The sequence below is a fragment of the Bdellovibrionales bacterium genome (assembly GCA_016714165.1).
Classification (GTDB): Bacteria; Bdellovibrionota; Bdellovibrionia; order Bdellovibrionales; family UBA1609; genus JADJVA01.
Genome location: JADJNU010000001.1, coordinates 632,168 through 651,561, shown reverse-complemented (window position 1 = coordinate 651,561; position 19,394 = coordinate 632,168). Strand labels below are relative to the sequence as shown.

Genomic DNA, 19,394 nt, shown 5'->3' with positions numbered 1-19,394 from the left:
ATTATCCTTTTAGGTTGATGATGTGCCAAACACCTTAGAAACTGGCCCTATTGCGGGCAAGTAAAAAATGTATCCTCCACCTCGATCAGACCATAATGCGAATTATAACGCCGTTCGCCAAGTAGTTGTCTGTGAGCTCCGCCAAGTTGACTCGGCGCGCTTTAATGCGGTAACAGATGCTCCTCGTGCATCAATCCAAATCTCAGGTTCAGTAAAGTGTTGGCCATTGCTTGCTTTGAACCAGTGCGTTTTCGCTGGAGGCGAGTTTTTGTTTTATCAAAAAAATATTTTTTCTTTTGTCCTTGCCGCAGTCTTTTTGGTTTTGGCAGTCAAAGCTCCGGCCTCGCTTGAAAACTTTGCTCAGGTTCCAACTTTTGGCTCCTCATCACCCGGCACAGCCGTGGACAGACGAGGGCCCTGCATAAAGCAACTGATATCCGAGCCTATATATGAGCCTAGGCTGATGCCCGACGAGCAACTGCCAATTGGTGATTTGACTGAATTTGTCAGAAATGACGGATTGAGTTCCTGGTTTTTATATTTGGGGCCAGCGGAATTGGCGAACTCCAGTCTTTCGGCAGATCGTATCTATGAAGAAATTAAACTCTCTCAGAAAATCGAAAATTACAGCGCTCAGGTCGATCTTTTCTTGGATTCTCCAGACGTCACTGTGGATCGAAAACTCCAAGTTCTTCTCTATAATTTGGCTTTTGTAACCCAGCTTGTTCGAAATGGCTCAGATGAAGCTGCTGATATTCTTCGAACAAAGCTAGCGATAAGCGACTTCATGGTGCGCCAACTCCAGTGGCTTCAGCATCCCGTTTTCACGGACATGATTTTGTTTGCGTATTCACAATTTGAAAGCATCCCTCGCGCTGGGGGAGCTGGACCTATTGCGATACCCTATGTTGCTCATGATTCATCGCCGTTAAATTCACTTCGCACAGAAGAGAATTTAAATATTTTGCCTCATTTCGGCCAATTTGAATTGGCCAAAGAGAACTCCACTTCAGATCAATCATTTAGTGGACCAGTTCTTAAGGGCGACTTCGTCAGCCTCAATGCTTTAGAAATTTTGTTTGAAAATCTGTTGTCGCCGGCCCAAGGAGTCAAGGTTGTGGCCGAGACGGCCTTACTGATTTATCGTATATACTCTCGATCGCAGCTTTTCGAACTAAATGAACGGCTTAAAATGGAATATATTTTCACGAGTAATAAGAAGGGAACTCAAAACCGTTCCCCAAAGGGGGGTTCTCCTTTTTCTCTTAATAGACTGATGGAATATCTTTTGCGTCCAACACTCCTTGATTTTCAGACGCATCCACTTATTACCCTTTTCTTTTTGCAGATGGATTTGCGATTGTTTGGAATTGTTCGGAAAGAGGGACGGCGATTTTCCATTTCTAACCCCAATATTTTAAAAATGAGAACTCCCGTTGCCTCCCTTGTCATTGATTTTAATCATTTTGCAGATCTCCTCTCTTCTCATGACAGGTCTCGTGCGGAAGATGCCTCAACTCGGATTCTGCGACACGATAGATTTTTGCCTCAAGGAGAAATAGATCCTCAGATAGCTCTCTATATGGGAGATGCCAGCGGTTATACCTATGATGCAATGAGGGAGAGAGGATTCCTTGATAAATATTTTGCGCGACTAAATAGAATTTTCGATTTGCGAGGTTTTAAGTCTGATGCGCAGGGCTTAAATTCTTTTAGCGGGCAGAGCCCGGATTCGTATGCAGCTTACGTTCGTCCATTTGCTGACATTTATGATACTTCTCCTTCAATTCATAATCCTCTTGTTTATAACCTTCCCTCTTCTGTTGCGAGGACACTTGTTGTTTCGTTGGTTTCTTCCTATCTTAATAGTGGCAGTTTTTCACCTGTCTTCATAAAAGAGATCTTGAATTTCAGAATCGGACAACCCCATTCCACAGACAATCAGAAGAATGGACCAGAGAGGTCCATTGCAAGTGGCACCTTCGGCTCTCAAGCACAATTCTTGAGGACAATCCTTGGCCTTCCATTCCCTCTTCCGACAAGCGCGATTTTGGATTCTCTTTCTTTCATTCGTTCCCAGGTCCTTGAATTTGAAAGCAAGGCCTACCAGTACCGGGACGGCACTGATGGGGGAGCGGGTCAGGACAACGATCCAATTCGTTATTTGTATTTACTCAGGCAGAAGGTAAATCCAGTCGTTGAAGGTCCTTCGGTTACTTCAGAAGATGTTTCGACGCCACCCCCAATTGTTGGGAATGGAAGTAAGGATCAAACAATAGGTCTTCTCGATGGGGCATTGAATTCATTCTACAATTGGAAATTGGGTTTAGGAAATTGTCTCAAAAAAAATGATGAGAGAAGATTGCCTGTTGAAAAGAATCCAGTGGGAAAGAGTAGTTCTCTTCCCTTGGTCCATCCCACACCCTATTTTAGTTCACCTCATAGGAATCGGCGCCCCCTTGAAATTGACAGAGAAGGACTAGATTCTAAATTGCGGGAGAATATTTTGCGGTTTAATTCCGTTTCGTCCGGCAACGATTTCGATCGTTCTTTTGGAGCGAAATTCTCTCTTGCACTTATCATTCAAGATTTCATTGCAGAAATAAAAAAGATTGATGCAGAGGTAAAGGAAATTCACGGGTGGGCAATGAACAAGGAAAACGGGATTATTCATTGGATGAATTACCTGTCGCGAACATGGACTCAAAAAGTCAATGGTGTTGATCGTGAAGATCTCAGACGAGTTATTGAGAGACTGAGTTATGATCTAGAGCTCTATTCAGAAATCCAAGTTTTGTTGGGAAAGTACTCAAAAGCTTTTGATGGTATTCAACCTCCGCAAGTTCAATTGAATGGGAGCATAGAAAGAGTTCGAGAGATGAGGGCCTTACTAGCGGCAGTATTTTACCGTTTGGTGGTCGGAATTTCTGATGATCCCAAAGACAGAAACGAACTTCACGATATTCGTATGAGAATGATCAAAATAGGATTCGATTTTCCCAATTAAGGTTTATCTTATGGTCGAGGACGAGATTCAACGCAGAAGTAGGAGAAAGAAGGTCTGACTCCTTTCTCGTTCTCTGAACTAATCTGCTGAACCCAACAAAGACAAGCGTTTTCGGCATCCTGCTGTTATTTTGCTTTTCGCGCGTTGCTGGGCGCTCAATATTCTTTCTGCCTCACTGAATTTTACTTGCAGAGCCTCGAGATCTCTTTCTAACTTTATTCTCGCTTTCTCGTTCGCAATTTTAGGCAAAAGTTCTTTAACCAACTTGACAAGATGTATTCTGATTCGGTCGATGTCAAATTCCAGATAGGGCGAATTAGGATCAGGTGTCTTCCTCACGCCAATGAAGTCATATGACCTTTTAATGTAAAAACCGACAACCTGATCGGCAAGAAAAGCAAGGTTGTCCAAACTGGCAATCCTCAATTCGCTATCCAGGAAATCCAGAATACCAAATAAATGCCTGAGGCTCTGCGGTCCTCCCCTGTCAACTGAGAGTTGAACAAAAACTCCCGATAAAATAAGATCTTTAGCTTTAAGATCCATCAATGGGTCGGCATTTTTTCTTATCGCATCGGCAGCTTCGAGTAAAAAATAGTTACGGGGCAATTCCTTATCTGCTAGCTCCTCTAAAAGCTCGAAGATGTCAAAAATGAGATAGACCCCCTCCCCTGCACTCAAATAACGAGTCTGCAATATCTCCAAAGCTGTCTTTCGCATTTCAAGTATGAATTTTACAGACAGATCATTCCCCAGCCCATTCTTTTCTTCATACAGGCGCGCCTCACGGAGGAGCCTATACAGGTTTCTGAGCTGGATGCCGTGCTGGTGTTTGTAGGCCTGGCCTTTCCTTTCATATTCAAGGCGAAAGTCTTTATTGCTTTGCAGAGCTTCTGGAATCTCCTGACTGTCCGTAACAAATAATTGCAAATAATCTCTGCCAGCAGATTTCAAACTTGTTTCGATTGCTTCCGCATCGCTCTCCGTGCCTTCGGCTAAGAAAGAATGAAAACAGCCCAGAAAAATGAAGAATCCAAAAAAGAAATTCACTCTCGCCTCCAATATAAAGCTTAGTATCTCGCATCTAGCAAGATACGGGCCTATTCTTCTAAGGCTCCTTTGCGCTTTTTACAGCTGAAATTTGTCAGAAAATAGGAAGAGACTGTTGTTGAAAATGACAGGATGCGCTTATTTGTTTGGGTGAGATCCGCAAAATGGCGCCCCTCTCCGGCCCTCTCCAACCGCTCACTGGGCTACCGCTGGCCAGTTTGGTTCGGGTGACGAACCAGTGGCACCAGAATTGTATTCTCTTCTTAATTGTTATGTTGAAGCGAAGTCTGTTTGTATTTTGTCTGCCCTTCGTTGGAACTCTGTTGAATCCTTCGACAGCTTACGCCTTATCTCCTCGTCAATCAGCCCAAGTTTTAAAAACGCACGGATCAAATACCTGTCTGATTCTATTGGACCCTAAGAGTGGTTTGAGCCTGAGACGGACAATAAATGCAATCAAGGCCTTGGATCTTCCGGATGGCCTGAGGCTACAAGAAGCCAAACTTTTGATTGAACGATCAGAAATAGTCAACTGGGGAAACTTTGAGGCCGAGGATTATAAGCTTTTAGGACGCGGATGGGCAGGTGTGGTTTTTAAGGTTACTTCAAAATCTGATCCAACCAAAGTTCACGCGGTAAAAAGATATTGGAGAATTCCGAGCAGTGATCAAACCAAACCCCTCACGGAACTTAACGCCATTGCTGATCTCATAAAGATGAATGCCCTTTCGTTGATAGCAAAGGAAACAAGTGCCTTTGAAGCAGCTCAGTACACAGTTTCTCATCTTGATCGAGCAGAAATGCCCTTTGTTGAAGGGACTCCACTCAACGTACTGATGAAAGATCCCTTAGTCGACAAAGGGCGCCTTAGAGAGATAGTAAGAAAATACAATGAAGTAGTCGAAAGCATCATTGACTCTTTGAAAAAAAGATTTCCCCCAGGTCAAGTTGAGAGTGTCAGTCCTGCTAAAAGAGAGACTGTTAGCGTCGATGGACTAACAGCCAACGCTTTTGCAGTTACAATTCTCGGATTTGATAAAATCCAGCCCTTCTTGCAGGAGGGGCTAAGTGATCATCTATCCTTGTATTATCAATTTCCCGCCAAAGCCACAGTCGCCCTGAAGCCTGACAATGTGGTGATCCGATCGAAAGACGACAAAATCGTTTTTGTGGATTTCTATTAGTTTGATCAACTTGTTTGATTTCGCCGCGTGGCACTCAATTGATGGCTTACCAGCGTCCAAATTAAAAGTGCTCCTCTAGAGCAGGCTTCGTTCCTTGCTCCCAAGGAATTGATTCGGAAAGGAGTAGCGCGATTTATTTCACGACCCCGTGGTGTGACCATCCCCTTAAAGACCTATCCATTTGAAATCTCAAAAACCAAGATATCAACATTTGGGTTTAAAATGGGCGAAAGCGGTTCAAAGGGATGGAAGTCGCCGATGTCAAGAGGCCACTGCAAATGGAGCCCGAGCATTCGAAGTTAGAACGGGACACATCGCGGTGACCCGTAAAAGAAGTAGGTCCTTGACTCTTCCTCGGCGATGGTTTCGACCTCACCGAGGATTGTCCGAATCTGCACAGTTTCAAGTTAGCGGTCAGAATCAGTTTATTGTTTAAGCCATCGTCGCTTTCGAACGCGTTCAGCACTAATCTCTTGGAATGCAGGCAAATACATCTTCGACGGACTCTCCATCTTCACCCTCAGCGTCAAAGGCTCCACCGTCTCCTGAACTGGCGCGAGCGATAAAAAACTTACCAACCGGGAATTTGTCAATTTCCGATTTCTTAGGAACGATGAAATCAAATATATGATTAACCGAAGGAAATTCGGAATCCTCAAAAGATCCTAAGGTTTCGGTTGTGCTATTTGCACAATGAAAAGTGTTTGTAATCAGGTCATCAAAGAAAAGTCCTCTGACTTGAACTCTGGGAGATGTGGGGGAGGCCTCGAGCGCAATTAACTCCACATTTTTAACCAAAATCACTAGAGTTGGATAATCATTTTCTACCATCCGACACTCCACTCCCAGATAAATGAATCTCTGATCTGTTTTTATCTTCTTTAAATCGAGCTCATTTAAGCTATTAATGACAATCACTGCTGATGATTGTGCTGATGAAGCTTGGGGCGAACTGCCGCCTGATTGGTCTTCAACTCCTGTTCCGTCCAATGCGCTAATACCTGAGTCCGATTTTACTTTGTTGCATGAAAAAGTAAAAAAGAGCGATCCCAAAGAACAAATTGTAAGAAATCGAATTGCTAGTTTTCTCATAAATTCTCCCTTATTTCTCTGTTCAAGAAAGCAACTTCCGCGCCAGGGAGTCGGCCCTCTGGCCCCCATTAAATCTGAGGACCTGTTCATAGATCGAGGGTCTGACAAACAATTGAGCAGATATTGTGTCCCTCCCCAATCTATGATGCCGCATTCTTTGCTTTGAATTGAAGGACACCGAGTGAAGTGCCCAGGAGGGGGTCCTGGGTGCCTCTCGGGCGATTTTGGCGAGAGGCCGATGCCGTTTGGTCTGGTCTGTTCGCTTTTTCATCCAATAATATGAAATCATCAGTCCTTTCAATTGGTTATAGGCAGATACCTCGCAAAATTGTTCTCCCACTTCCAGCATTCTATTTGAAGAAGGCCAGGATGACGAGGTAACCTTTGTGATTGGTGTAAGGTCAAATCTAGCCAATTTTTTAAAGCGATTTATTGTCTCGCTTTCATCAGATTTTCCCAGAGAGTGGAATCCAACTTACTCTCGGCAAACCCCGATTCGTTTTCAGAAGGGGGTGTGCCGTGTCTCGCAACGACTAACTCGAGACTTGGGACGATATAGATCTTTTTATCAGCAGCACCAAGTGCGGCGATGAGATCAGCGGGTGCAGTTTCAATAAAGAACTTGTTAAAGTCGCCATTGTTCAGGGCTGTCTGACAGCTAAGGCTTGTCTTTAATTGACCTAGGTTATTAAAACAAGCTCCCGACATCCAACTAGATTGCCCATTGAGCCAAAACAGGAAACCGTAGGATTTGTTCATTCGATCAGGAGACACTCCAGAAAAAGTTGGCAGGGAGAGGAAGGGAGAGGTTGCTTTATCAACAAAATCCTCATTGATAATGATATTATATTTCCATTTTCCTCCGGCCAAAATTAAGAGTCCAAATCTTGCCATATCACGTCCACTCGCTCTAATATTTTCTCCTGAAACCACGCTGTCGTTCATGCCAATCTGGTCGAATATTTTTTCTTTGATATACGAAGCCCGGTCACTCCCAATGCTATCGATAACCGCAAAGAGTCGATGATAGGCTGAGGTATTGTAAAACCAAGCCACTTCAGGCGGCTGAAATTTATTGTCAATAAGTACCCCTTCAATTCTTCCATCGGGAGTTTCAAGTCTATCTATTCCAGCGGGAGATCCGTTCAGTCCGCTTGTCATGGATAACAAATGTTTAATGCGAATTTTCTCCTCACCTGTCGTTAGGTTCGTCCATCTCCCAAGAAATTTGGAAACTGGGTCTTCGATATTAAGACGTCCCTCCTGCTCAGCAATTCCAATTGTCATACTCACGATGGATTTTGATGCCGAATGAATCATATCTGAAGCGTTGCAATCCCAATCTGAGACATTCAATTTTCCTACAGATACTGTGGAATTGTATTCCGAGAGATCGACCTTCCCGGAGTACCACTCCCGGACAATTTTTCCTCTGTGAAGGATGACGATTGCCGTTGTATGTTGACTGGAATTCGTCACGAAACTCATGAACTCATTGAGTCTTTCTTCGTTAAAGCCAGCTGACAGCGCTGAAGTGTATTCCCACGTAGATGAATCACAAACTTCGCTTGCTTCACTATTCAAAGGAGGAAAGTAAAGACTCTTGCCTTCAGGAGGAGGGGAAGAAGGGGGAGGAGATTGTGGGAGGTCACCACTCAATGTGCCAGATTCATGAATGATGTGGGGTGCAAAATCGTTTGAACAAGACTGAAATGACAACAGATAGGGTATTGCAAAAACAACCAACACCGCGAATACCGATTTTATGTATCGCACAATCCCCCCCCCCTCCATCCGTCAACAATTATAACATCTAGCACATGCATTTGTCCCGTGAACGCTTTTCAACACTTTCGCAACAAATTAGCCTGTGTTGAGACCAGCTAATCGTCTGAAAAAGTTCCTTTCGAGATTGGTGTCTGCGCCACAGTCTTACTAGACGGATAATGTAAGATCCTCTAAAAATTCATTCCGAACGTCTGCCATTTTAAGATGGGCCAGTGGTTTTTTCTTGTTTCTCTACTTAAGGCTGGCTAATTTTCTCAGCGTTGCTGGATCCCTTCTGCTTCTCTCGATAAATATTTTAGCTTATTGAAAGCAAAAGAGTTTGGACCTGGCAGCGTCTAGACTTCAACTGTGGGGCTAGATCTGGAGTTGTGACTGCAGGTAAGTGGAGATGATTTTGTTGTGGTTGAGTTACGAAGAATGGAGGGGTGTTACCATGTTTAAATGCAGTAAAATTTTAGGTGCCATGGTTATGGCTTTTGTGTCGTCACCATCAATAGGTGCTGAGATTTCATACAGATCAGGAATAGCCCTCGCCAAGTCTCTTGAATCGACCTATCGCCATAGGTATGAAGTTGTAGAGGCTGGCGAACTATTTTTGAAGGCAGAAAAATTATTTGTTAGTTCAGTTAGTAGAACTGAATGGATAGTTTTAAAAAGACATTTGCTCAATTATTCGAGAATTCATGATGACCCAAAAACTTGGGAAAGAGATCGACTCACTGAATTCGGTTATCCTGAGGATTTGCCAACGATCAATGCATTTGTAGCAAGGAGTCACGGAACTTCTTTTCAAGGACTGCCTGAAAATGATATCGCCCATAGAGTCAAATCAGAACTTAACAAGACCGAAATGAGATTTAAGACTCAATGGGCAAGCTCTCAAAAGATATCTGACTAAATATTTAAAACACTTATGTTTTGGGAGCATTATATAGATATTTTAGCGACCAGGCTCTCGGCTGAGAGAGCGAAGGAAATGGGTTTAAAATACGAACTCTATAGTGCGACGGAATGGTTCTTGAAAATTTACAAATCAGACTATAGCGATCGTATAGTTGATCGAATTGATGTTATGAGACGGTTTGAAAAGGAGTATTTTGATTTCGTGTTACAAAGAAGATGTGTTTATCATTTGGTTGGTGCGACATAAGGACTTCAAAAAATATTTCACACACTTCAAATATCGAAAAATCAAAGGACCATTTTCCAAATGAAAATAGCCAGTAGTCCAAGCAAATTAAGCAATGCAACGAGTTTCCACCCCAATTCTATCGAAACCTGGCGTTCTATAGTTTCAGGAGGCCTGGAGTCTTCAAAATCCTCAACTCTTTTGATCAGCTCAGTTTCCAAACGATTGTTCTCACTTTTTAAATAAGAGATCTGCCGCTCCAAATTCGATTGAACCTGGTTGAGACGCTCCTCCTGGACCTTCACGACGTCCCCTGAATTAAACGAATTTTGAGGGTGCCATCCCGGCTGCTTGTCGATCAGAGCCATGTACCATTGAAGGGCTCTAAATATGTGGGGAGGAGCCGAATCTTCGTTCTTGGTCCACCTTGTCCACGCAGAAGGGTCAACTAACAAAAGCTGCGCCATTTTTCGACGACTTAAACCAAGAGAGTTTCGTATGTCTTCGAGATGCCCGATTTTTTTTTGAATGACTGCAGTCTCGGCCTCATATTTGAGTCGCAGGGGTGTCTTTGATCTGTCAGCGCCTCCGTGTTCACGAAACTGACTCTCAGAATATGACTCAAAAACCATGCTTTTCGATCCATATTCAGGGTTGATTTTAGGCCGAGACTTCCCGTCCTTTAATTCGAGCTGTCCCCTCTTTTCTTGATTTAATGTCTCCATCTCTCGTCCTTGATATTGTGTTTTACATAGATACTATTGTGAAATACAATGAAACATGAAGCAAAATAAAATTTATTAGAGAGCGCCGCGTAAATCTGTCTAAATTTCGATTTGGGTAGACGAGGCGAAATCGGGGCCCTGCCCCGCATATGCCTACTTTCAAAATTGCCTGTGACTTATAGTTATAAGTTATAGTATTAAGTTATTGATTGTATTTAATTTATCTAGTGTACTTAATATGGTGTCGGATTTGATGGCGAGGTGTCGCTTCGTATCAATGACGATGACTCGATGAGTATAAACTAAAGTTAGTTATATAAATTGCACGCGCGAGGTATATGCAACATGGCAAGCACATCACGTTATTCACTTAACAAGAATAAGTACCTTCTTGATCCTGAATTTGAAAGACTAGAGTATTTGCTCAAAAGTCATTTAAAGAGAGATTCGCGCAATTGTGTGTTGCTTTTCTTGGCCTTAAATACGGGAGCTAGAGCCACCGAGCTCCTCAATCTCAGCCAGAAAGATATGAACGTCTACGAATCGAGTCTTTTTATTAAGGGCATAAAGGGCAGCAATGATCGAGAGATACCACTGCCCCATTGGCTCTTCGGCGAGCTCCAGCAGCTAGCGGCCAGCGCTCCTGATAGCGAGAAACTGTTTCCCATTAGCTACAACAGATTTCGGCAGATTTGGGATCTCTATCGGCCCGTCCCCAAAAAGCTTCACTCCCTGAGACACACGTTTGCCATCAGGCTCTATCGAAAAACTAAGGACTTGCGTCTATTACAAGTCGCCCTCGGCCACCGTAATATTACAAATACGATGGTTTATGCCGACTACCTGTATTCACAGCAAGAACTGAGAAAACTCATTCTCTAAAATTTATAAGAGGTCCTTCACTGCAGAGAAAATCTCACTTTCGGTAGACAGAGTCATTTCTTTGTTTAAGCTTCCATGAACCAATTTTTTAGTCTCTTCTGTGAGGCTATTACGCAATTCTCCCAAAAATTTTGGAGGAGCAACCAGTATGAGACTCTCAAAGTCAGATTTACATCGGCTTTTTTCCAAAACATCTGCAATGGCCTTCGAGAACCGCTGCGCCAACTGGCGCTCGATATCAACCTCTGTTCCCGTCGTGTGTTGGTGAGTGCGAGTGTAGCCCTTAAGAGTCGGTCGCTCCACGGTAAATTCATGTATCTTGTCGCGGCCTTCCGGGAATTCGAGACCCTTTACAAACTTTACCCCTTGCGTAAGCGATATCAGACGAAACACCTTTGCATGACTTTCGTCAGCAACCAAAATCCAGGCATTTTTATTCGGCATCAGAGAACCTCCTCGATAGCCATGGTCTTACAAGAGACCTGAGACTCCTGCACCTGTATAACGAATCTAAAAAAATAATGGGAAATTCTTACGGTCTCTGGGTGATTTCTGAGCCTATTTGTCCCTATCCAAACCTACCTTCGGAGCAAAAGAGAACAGATTCTGCCATTAAAACCTGATAGTCAGTTCCAAAAGGCTTTGCCTTTTCAATTTGATAAACAGGTTCTGTAAGATTCCTATTATGCATACACTCCGTAATTTTATTCAGTTCTTCGGGTCGAGATTGAACCCAGTCTGTCCCTGTGTCGTTGGTTATTGCGTTCTCATACAAGTCCATCTCTCGAGGTCGCCAAAGCTCATCAGAGGAGAGGCTTGGGTCGATAGGAACATTGAAATCTGGTGTGATCCCCTTTCCTTGATGCGAAAAGCCGTTTGACTGATAAAATTGGTGGCTTGAATAAAATAACAGAACTCTATTCTCCTTTGTGCCTCCGATTACCACTGCATTCTGAGCCGTGCCCTTCCCAAAGGATTGTTCTCCAACGATCCATGCGCGTTGAACCTCCTGGAAAAAACCTGCAACGACCTCGGCTACGCTCGCTGTTAATGAGTTAATCAGCACCACTAACTTAAGCTTGGTCACCTGCTGATGATCCGTCATCATCAAGAGCAAGGAGTTTTCTTTCAGGTTTCGCACCTTGGCTGCAATGCGATTCTTTCCTGAAACAAGCCCGCAACACAGCTGGCCTGAGCCAAAAAACCGCCTCCGTTGTTTCTCAAATCAAGAATAACTCCCTCAGCTCCCTGCCTTTCAATCTCAAGAATCGCTGTTTTAATTTGTTTGCAAGTAGATTGATTTTCATCGGCATTGAGAAAGTCATTTAAAGCGATATAACCATATTTTGACCCATATGTTGAATAAATTCAGGCACCATAATATCAGTCTTCACAACAGTTCTTTGAATCACCACCTCAAGAAGATTTTCGCCTCTTTGTATCTTGAGAGTCACTTTGGTTCCAGGATCCCCCAATAGCAAGGATGCAACCTGGTCGACAGAAGGTGATTGATCAAAAGCTACCGTATCAATGCCCAAAAGAATATCATTGTCCATAATGCCGGCATTTTCAGCGGGACCTCCTTTCAGAGCGCGCAAATACAGCTTGTTCCCTAGATGCGTCACCAGAAGACCAAGGCCACTTTTCTGAATTTCAGTATTTTTATTTGATTTCAATTCATTAAAGCTCTTTTCATCAATGATATACGTATGGGGATCGGTGAACTGAAGATATCTGTTGATAGCAGCGGCAGAAATCGCAGATTCACGATTTTCATTTCCTGGCTCAGTCAATAGTTTGTCATATAAACTGATGACAGCCTTATCTATATTTAACTGGGTCTCTTTATTAATTAAATAAATTTGCCCATATAGCTCAAATTGTTTTCTTCTTTCATCTCTCTCTCTTTCCAGGCGAAATTTTGTCTGGAATCCATTTCTCAGGCCTTGGTCGTCCTCAACGACTCCTTTTAGAATAAAACCTACCCTACCCATTGACCCTAGTTTCCCTGGACCCACATTGTTTTGAGCCACGGCCAATCGCAATGCTGGTTTCAGTTGCCCGGCAATAGCATCAAGAACGAGCAAGCATAGCTCGAACGCGTCACCCGATTTTGAGCAACTTTGATTGTTAATAAATCCAAGAACTTGAAGTCGACTAAGGCCCGTTTGTCTCCAATAATGGGCTTCTTTTTCAGCTTCGCTCATGCTCCATGCAGGACGATAAGATCCAAAAAGAAATACCATTCCAAGTACAAACAACATCTGTTTTGCGCTGTAGCCTGAACTCCGAAGACACAAATTGGCGGGCACTTTACGGATCCCCTTTTTTTGAGAAAAAGCATGGATCCTAGCATTTCAGATCATTTGTATCAATCTTAAAATTATTATAAAAAATACTTACAAACTCCAAAAGAAGCTGGCTAGCCAATGTTGATCAACATTGCCAACTTGCCGAAGTGGAGGTCCAAAGCAGATATATTGGCCCCCTGAAGAAATGAAAAACGAGGACTCTCGTATAGCCTCATTTGAAACTCGATACACGATGGATTCTGAAGTGGTTATCTCTGAACTGATTGTGTTTATTGATTCAGAATAAATACTTCATTTCTTGCATCAAACTCGTCTCGATCCAAATGACTCGACAGAGGTCTGGGTCCTTTTGATTTGTGGCTGATCGCAGTTGGTTAGCTTTCCTATTTCATAATGATCATGCTAGGATTTTTTGAGAGACTCTCGCTTTCCTCTCTTCAGAAATTTCGAAAAAGGAGTCCAGTTGTGACGATCAGGGCAATAGTCAGTACCATACTCGTTACTTTGGCGACAATAGGAGATTCTTGGATGAAGACAGCGTCTGCAGCTCCTCCCGCCGTGTTCTATGACCTTCCTAAAGTTGTGGCCGTCCAGAATCGCACTTATTTTCTAAATCACGACCTCACTGCTCAAGTAGGATGGTTGCCAAGCGATGCGTTCAATAAAGGATATACTGTTGGCCTATCATATACCACCTTCTTTAGTGACTACTTAGGGTGGGAAGTCGTCAACGCCAACTATTCATTTAACAGCGAAACAAATCTTAAAAAGGATCTTCTCAACAATTTCGGGGCGGCCGTTGAGAATGTAGGTTTTGATGGTGTACTTGATTTTGTGACCTATTATTTTACCACGAACATTGTCTACACGCCACTCTACACAAAAAGCCTCCTTTTTAACAAACATATCACTCGGGGGGAGGTCAGCTTTGTTTTTGGAGCTGGGGGTGCTAACTTTGACGCGAGTGGAATACGGACTTTAATAAATGCTGGACTTTACCTTCGCTTCTTCACGAAGGCCGATACTTCCTGGAAATTTGATTTTCGTGATCTCCTCTATTTTGAAAAGAGTTTGGGGGCCGTCAATTCGATGTCTCTCATGGTTGGTTACTCCATGCAACTGGGAAAGCCTCCCGTAAGACCTCTTTCCAGTGAGGAAGTAGATACAAAATGAAATGTGAAGAGATGATTGGTTTAGTCGAAGCTTCTTTGATTTTTACATTTCTTGTCAGTGCTGGCGGGTTTTCAAATGAGGCAGGTGGACAGGCAAAGACCTTAAAGTCTTCCGCTCAAATAAAAATATCCAAGCGAACTCCGGCTCAGGAAGCAAAATCTAAGGTTAAGCTTGAAGGGCAATCGGCTCTCCCAGGTTCTCTCGTCAACGGTTCGAGTGCGAGTGAATCACCTTTAAATACTAATCTGGCAAAGGAATCTGCCGCTCCGACATCCTCCGCCCAGGACGCACCTCCGGATCAGGTCACCAGCGGAAAATCAGTCGATCTCAGCAAGGCGTTTCTCAAAGAAGAAGTAAAGCCTTACTCCTATGTCCCCATTGACGCTGAGTTTTGGTATAAAATTCAAGCCTCCATCGCCGAAGGAAATCCGATTTCAGCTCTCATTGATGGGGCAAGAATGGAAGATTCAGCGGGAACTGATACTCCGGAGGGTGGTGAAGGACAGATGGCCATGGCCGTCGCTTTTCGTGAACGAAAACTTTATTATGCTGCTTTTGAGCTATTGATTCGGCTGGCAAAAGACCGAATCGGATCATCACTGGGGGAAGCTGCACTCTTTGAGCTTGGTAAACTTACCACAGAGACACCATACGATCAGGAGGCACTTAATCACCTTCTCGTTGGAAATGGATTTGCATCGCTTCATCCAGATATCGAATCGTTCGTGAGTTACCACAAGGCCATGGACCTTTTGCAATTGGGCTTCTCGGAATGGGCCCAAGTTCATATCAACAGGATCAAGAAGGATTCATATTGGGACTATCTCATGCAATATTGGACGGCCGTAGGGGAAGTTTCCCGCGATCGTATTGACAACGCTCTCGCGATCTTTCAAAAGCTTATGGAGACTCAAAATTTGCCTCCGAAAATCTTTGAGAAGACGGCGCTTCAATATGCCCGCCTCATTTTTGAACAGGGCGATTTTCAAACATCATTTGCCATCTACAATAGCCTAGGATTGACAGGAGTGCGCGAAATCGGGCGAATTCAATTGGAGCGAGCTTGGGTTCATTACTATCTTAAGGACTATGCGAAGGCAATGGGAATCCTGACGGCCCTACAGGCCCCTTACTTTGAGCCATCGCTGACTTTTGAGAGGCACATTCTTGAAATGATTATCTACAGAGAGCTCTGCCACTACGAAGCTGTAAAATACGTTGCCGGTCGTTTTCGTTCAAACTTCAAATCAAGCTTAAATGCAATTCGCTGGCGCAAACCACTTCGTCACGATAAGGCTCTTTTTAATCTTGCGGTTCTCAATCGTGAGATTCAAGATTCCGCAAATCTTGTTGATCAAGTTCGTCGTGAACTGGCAATGATTAAGGAATACAGTTGGGATCAGTTCACTTTCTTTAAACCTCTTCTCCAGGAATACTCAAGGATAGATAGCATTCTCCAATCTCGCATCGATATCCAACTTGAAGAAAAAACTAGGAGTTATGCTAATGAATTGCTCGATGCCGAGGAGCAGATCCTCTTCTTGGAGTACACTTCTCGGTTAGATGAACTTCGTGTTCGACGAGGGGAGGATGATTCAACCTATCGGGCTCAAGATATCAGTTACATTACTTTCGAGAAAATTTACTGGCCCGCAGATGGTGAATTTTGGTGGGACGAAATGCCAGACTATTCAATGAAGATATCTTCACGATGTGGAGAACAGTCAACGCCGGACGATCATAAGGTGGAGAAGGAGTTCAGATGAGTTCTCTTCCAGATGGCTCGCTCTTTCTCCAGGCCAGAAATTGCATCTGCATGATTGCGATATTCTTGTCGACGACCCCTTCTGTTGGTCAGTCTCCCGCTCAGGCGAGTCTTGAGAAAATGCGTCAGGATCTAATGAAAATTGATAAGAGTGTAGCTGAAACCGAATCAAAAATTAAGGAAATCAGGGACGCTCGATTTCTTCCAGATCTCTATTTTGCCTTAGGGGAGTTCTTAGTTGAAAAAAGTCGTTACATGTACGCTATTAAGGTTGCAGAGAACAAAGGAACCCCTCTGAATGAAATTGATTTTACTATGGAGAAAAGGCCTAAATTTAGAGCGATTGAAGTTTATGATATTTTGATCGACAAATTCCCAAAGCTTGCGGAGAGAGATAAGGCCATTTTTTTAAGGCTCATGAATTGCGAGAACTTGGCCGTCTTGAGGAGATGGTGAAGGCGTATGCCCAACTGACCCGTGAGTATCCTGAAAGTGGCTATTGGGAAGAAAGTCAGCTCGTTATTGGTGACTTCTTTTTTGAGGAAAAGAAAGACATCGATCTTGCCCTGGAAATGTACCTAAAAATTATCGCACGAAAAAAGGGGCCATTTACGCCGCTGGCTCAGTATAAGATGGGTTGGGCTTATCTTAATAAGGCGAAATTCGAAGATTCTCTGCTTTCTTTTGAAAAGGTGCTCACTTTAAACAGCGACATTGATCTTTCTCTTTTACCAGATCTTTATAGGAAGACCGATGTGCGACGAGACGCGCTCACCGCGATGGTTTGGCCTTATTCTGAGATTCACAAGTTCCGTTTGGAAAAAATGGGCTTGTGGAGAACCAATGCATTGGATTATTTCCGACGAATATCACCTGATCGGACAGGTTACGAAAGAGTTCTCGACAAATTGGCAAAGCGCTTTGATCTAAAAAAGAACTACATAGAGAGCACGAAGACATATTTTGAACTTCTGCGTCTAACAACTGATCTAGAATATAGAATGGATATTATTGAGCGTCTCTACGTGGCGATGAAGAATACTTTCAAACAATGGCCGGTGAGCGGATTCGTCTATGAAGTGGCCAAAACTATTGCCCAGGTTCGATTCAGTGATAAGCTAAAAAAAGCAGAGATAGATAAGGCCATACATGACTATGAGATATTTGCCCGAGATGTTGCAACTCGAACTCATAAGAGGGCCAAGGCCACTCGCAAAAAAGAAGATTGGAATCTCGCCATCCTTGATTATAAGTATTATCTTTGGGCGTTTCCATCGTCAAAACACGCTCCTTTGCTTCGGCTGAATTTAGCGGAGTGCTATTTCAATTCTGAAAACAGTTTGGAAGCAGCTAAATCCTATGAAAATCTCGTCAATCTTACTTCTAAAAAAGAGAAAAAAAAGAACTTTCTTGAATCATCAATAGAATCCTATATCACGGCAATTCGGACGCAGTCTAAGCTTTCGCGTCTTGAACTCAACGAGGTTAGAAATGGGCTTCGCGACACAGGCACTAGGTACATTAAGGCCTACCCGACGGAAAAATCTGTGCCAGGAATTAGGTTTAATATGGCGCAGACTTACTATGACGAAAGAAATTTCAATGAAGCAGTTAAAGCCTTTAAAGACTACATTCGCCTCCATCCAGAGGGAAAGGATGTTGCGATTGCGGCGAATCTTATTCTCGATTCATTCAACCAAAAAGAAGATTTTGCTAACATCATTAAAGAAGGAAAAGCTCTCCTGGCGAACAAAAATATCACCGATGCGGGGCTAAAAAACCAGGTCATGCAGGTTATTGAACAGGCTGAAATGCGAAACGTGCAGGTTGAAGCTGGGGGAACTTCCTCTGTGAACTATGCCGCGAGTCTTTTGAAGTTGGCTGGAAAATACAAGGGTTCCTCGTTGGGTGACAAAGCTCTGTACGAGGCATTTGTTGCATTTCGATCAAAACGTGATCCTCGTGCCTACCAATCTGGCGAACAGCTTCTGGCTCAGCACGGAAAGTCGGAGTATGCCCAAGAGGTTGTGACTTCCATGGGGCAAATGGCGCTGACAACTGCAGATTTTCGACGAGCTTCCCTTTACTTTGAGTTGTATGCTGAGAAATATCCCGCTCAGGCGGATGCTCGCACTCTCTTGAAGAATGCGGCGACGATGAGAGAGTTGATGGGAGATTTTAAGTTTGCCGCTCAAAGTTTTCGAAAGTTAAACGACTACACTTCTGCCGCAAGAATGGATTTTCTTGCAAGTGATTGGGCAGCCCTCCAAAGATCGGCTCCACAGGCAGCCGGAATCGAGGGGGTTTATTGGGAAGGACTAGCACAATTTCGATTGCGCGGGATCTCATCTGCAAAAGGTTCCTTGGAAAAGGCTACGCAGATGGCCAGTGGAACCTATGAAAGTCAGGAAATGGCCGCTCACTCACTCTACCTCTTATCGATGGGCACTATGGAGACCTTCAATCAAATTCGTATGACACCGGGGAATGAGACTAAGGCAGTAAACAATAAAGCGGCGCTTCTGAAAGATCTGGATGCAAAACTGAGAAAGGTTATCGATTTTGGCAACGGGAGGTGGACAATTGCAGCTCTTTACGGACTAGGCCAAGCCAATCGAGAATTTGCCGATTTCATCAAACAGGCCCCCGTTCCCCCGGGACTGCCCGCTGATCAGACAAAGATCTTCAAAGATGCAATTTCACAGCAGGCTGCGAAATACGAGGCGAGTTCACGGCAGTATTTTGATCAGTGTCTGAACAACGCTGAAAAATTTGAAGTATTCACTTTATTTGTAAAGGGATGCCAATCGCAAGGATCGATCCGGGTTGATGAAGCAAAGGAGACAGGACTTATAGCAAGAGCTCAAGAGGGAGTTCCAGAAGGAGCAAAGGCTATTCGAGACAAGCTATACGACCAGCCTAGAGACATCATTTTGCTGATGAGCCTCGCCAATATTTACATCCAGTCCAGGGACTACTCTATGGCTGAACTTATTCTAAGTAGAGCGAGCGAGATTGATCCAAAAAATGCCAAGGTTCTAGCCTCGGTTGGAGTCGTTCGACTTTATAAAAATGATATGAACGGAGCTAAAAAGTGGTTTGACAATGCACTCAAGGAAAACAAATCGAATTCCTTAGCTCTTCATGGTATCGCGGGTCTTCATAAGCAGTTTAAATTTCAAGCGCGCTTGAAAACGTCTCTGAATTTAGCCAAACGTGCAGGACCCATTTCAGGCCCCTCTCACCCGATCATAGACCTGGTTAAATGACACTCAATTCAGGACTGG

At 43.6% G+C, this 19,394-nt stretch carries 17 protein-coding genes; 9 read left to right on the top strand and 8 right to left on the bottom strand.

Features of this window, described 5'->3' with window-relative positions; genetic code table 11:
• The first annotated feature begins 268 nt into the window (after positions 1–268).
• Positions 269–3,007 carry a hypothetical protein gene (locus IPJ71_02900; protein ID MBK7842633.1) on the top strand — a complete coding sequence of 913 codons (2,739 nt, stop codon included), beginning with the start codon at positions 269–271 and terminating at the stop codon, positions 3,005–3,007.
• 78 nt (positions 3,008–3,085) lie between these two features.
• On the opposite strand, the gene IPJ71_02895 is transcribed toward IPJ71_02900, so the two are convergent.
• Positions 3,086–4,057 carry a hypothetical protein gene (locus IPJ71_02895; protein MBK7842632.1) on the bottom strand — a complete coding sequence of 324 codons (972 nt, stop codon included), beginning with the start codon at positions 4,055–4,057 and terminating at the stop codon, positions 3,086–3,088.
• Between the two features lie 146 nt (positions 4,058–4,203).
• On the opposite strand from IPJ71_02895, the gene IPJ71_02890 reads away from it, so the two are divergent.
• Complete coding sequence (locus tag IPJ71_02890; GenBank protein MBK7842631.1) at positions 4,204–5,241, top strand: hypothetical protein; 1,038 nt, start codon at positions 4,204–4,206, stop codon at positions 5,239–5,241.
• Positions 5,242–5,706: 465 nt separating this feature from the next.
• Here IPJ71_02890 and IPJ71_02885 read toward each other — a convergent pair whose 3' ends face one another.
• Together IPJ71_02885 and IPJ71_02880 are read right to left on the bottom strand one after the other, a co-directional pair.
• Positions 5,707–6,333 (bottom strand): hypothetical protein, encoded by a 627-nt coding sequence (locus IPJ71_02885; protein ID MBK7842630.1) that lies wholly within the window; start codon positions 6,331–6,333, stop codon positions 5,707–5,709.
• A 429-nt stretch (positions 6,334–6,762) separates the two neighbouring features.
• Positions 6,763–8,109: a serine hydrolase gene (locus tag IPJ71_02880; protein ID MBK7842629.1), complete on the bottom strand. Its 1,347-nt coding sequence runs from the start codon at positions 8,107–8,109 to the stop codon at positions 6,763–6,765.
• A 445-nt stretch (positions 8,110–8,554) separates the two neighbouring features.
• Here IPJ71_02880 and IPJ71_02875 point away from each other — a divergent pair, with 445 nt between their 5' ends.
• Together IPJ71_02875 and IPJ71_02870 are read left to right on the top strand one after the other, a co-directional pair.
• Entirely contained in the window at positions 8,555–9,019 is a 465-nt protein-coding gene (locus IPJ71_02875) for a hypothetical protein (GenBank protein MBK7842628.1), read from the top strand.
• Between the two features lie 15 nt (positions 9,020–9,034).
• Positions 9,035–9,271, top strand: coding sequence for a hypothetical protein (locus IPJ71_02870; GenBank protein MBK7842627.1), 237 nt, complete (start codon positions 9,035–9,037; stop codon positions 9,269–9,271).
• Positions 9,272–9,312: 41 nt separating this feature from the next.
• Here IPJ71_02870 and IPJ71_02865 read toward each other — a convergent pair whose 3' ends face one another.
• Positions 9,313–9,975, bottom strand: coding sequence for a hypothetical protein (locus IPJ71_02865; protein MBK7842626.1), 663 nt, complete (start codon positions 9,973–9,975; stop codon positions 9,313–9,315).
• 345 nt (positions 9,976–10,320) lie between these two features.
• Between IPJ71_02865 and IPJ71_02860 the strand changes: the two genes are divergently transcribed.
• On the top strand, positions 10,321–10,857 hold the full coding sequence (locus tag IPJ71_02860) for a site-specific integrase (protein ID MBK7842625.1): 537 nt from the start codon (positions 10,321–10,323) through the stop codon (positions 10,855–10,857).
• 3 nt (positions 10,858–10,860) lie between these two features.
• Here the strand turns inward: IPJ71_02860 and IPJ71_02855 are convergent, their stop codons facing one another.
• The 4 genes from IPJ71_02855 to IPJ71_02840 form a co-directional block, all read right to left on the bottom strand.
• Positions 10,861–11,301 (bottom strand): host attachment protein, encoded by a 441-nt coding sequence (locus tag IPJ71_02855; GenBank protein ID MBK7842624.1) that lies wholly within the window; start codon positions 11,299–11,301, stop codon positions 10,861–10,863.
• Between the two features lie 124 nt (positions 11,302–11,425).
• Complete coding sequence (locus IPJ71_02850) at positions 11,426–11,998, bottom strand: hypothetical protein (GenBank protein MBK7842623.1); 573 nt, start codon at positions 11,996–11,998, stop codon at positions 11,426–11,428.
• Positions 11,986–12,225 (bottom strand): hypothetical protein, encoded by a 240-nt coding sequence (locus IPJ71_02845; GenBank protein MBK7842622.1) that lies wholly within the window; start codon positions 12,223–12,225, stop codon positions 11,986–11,988. The genes IPJ71_02850 and IPJ71_02845 overlap by 13 nt, the downstream gene beginning before the upstream one ends.
• Complete coding sequence (locus IPJ71_02840) at positions 12,183–13,169, bottom strand: PDZ domain-containing protein (protein MBK7842621.1); 987 nt, start codon at positions 13,167–13,169, stop codon at positions 12,183–12,185. Before IPJ71_02840 ends, IPJ71_02845 begins: the two co-directional genes overlap by 43 nt.
• 528 nt (positions 13,170–13,697) lie before the next feature.
• On the opposite strand from IPJ71_02840, the gene IPJ71_02835 reads away from it, so the two are divergent.
• Genes IPJ71_02835 through IPJ71_02820 form a run of 4 tightly spaced genes read left to right on the top strand, consistent with a single transcriptional unit; the run spans position 13,698 to position 19,376 of the window.
• Positions 13,698–14,342, top strand: coding sequence for an outer membrane beta-barrel domain-containing protein (locus IPJ71_02835; GenBank protein ID MBK7842620.1), 645 nt, complete (start codon positions 13,698–13,700; stop codon positions 14,340–14,342).
• Complete coding sequence (locus tag IPJ71_02830) at positions 14,339–16,108, top strand: hypothetical protein (GenBank protein MBK7842619.1); 1,770 nt, start codon at positions 14,339–14,341, stop codon at positions 16,106–16,108. Before IPJ71_02835 ends, IPJ71_02830 begins: the two co-directional genes overlap by 4 nt.
• Positions 16,105–16,563: a hypothetical protein gene (locus tag IPJ71_02825; protein ID MBK7842618.1), complete on the top strand. Its 459-nt coding sequence runs from the start codon at positions 16,105–16,107 to the stop codon at positions 16,561–16,563. Before IPJ71_02830 ends, IPJ71_02825 begins: the two co-directional genes overlap by 4 nt.
• Positions 16,557–19,376, top strand: coding sequence for a tetratricopeptide repeat protein (locus tag IPJ71_02820; GenBank protein ID MBK7842617.1), 2,820 nt, complete (start codon positions 16,557–16,559; stop codon positions 19,374–19,376). Before IPJ71_02825 ends, IPJ71_02820 begins: the two co-directional genes overlap by 7 nt.
• The last annotated feature ends 18 nt before the right edge of the window (positions 19,377–19,394 follow it).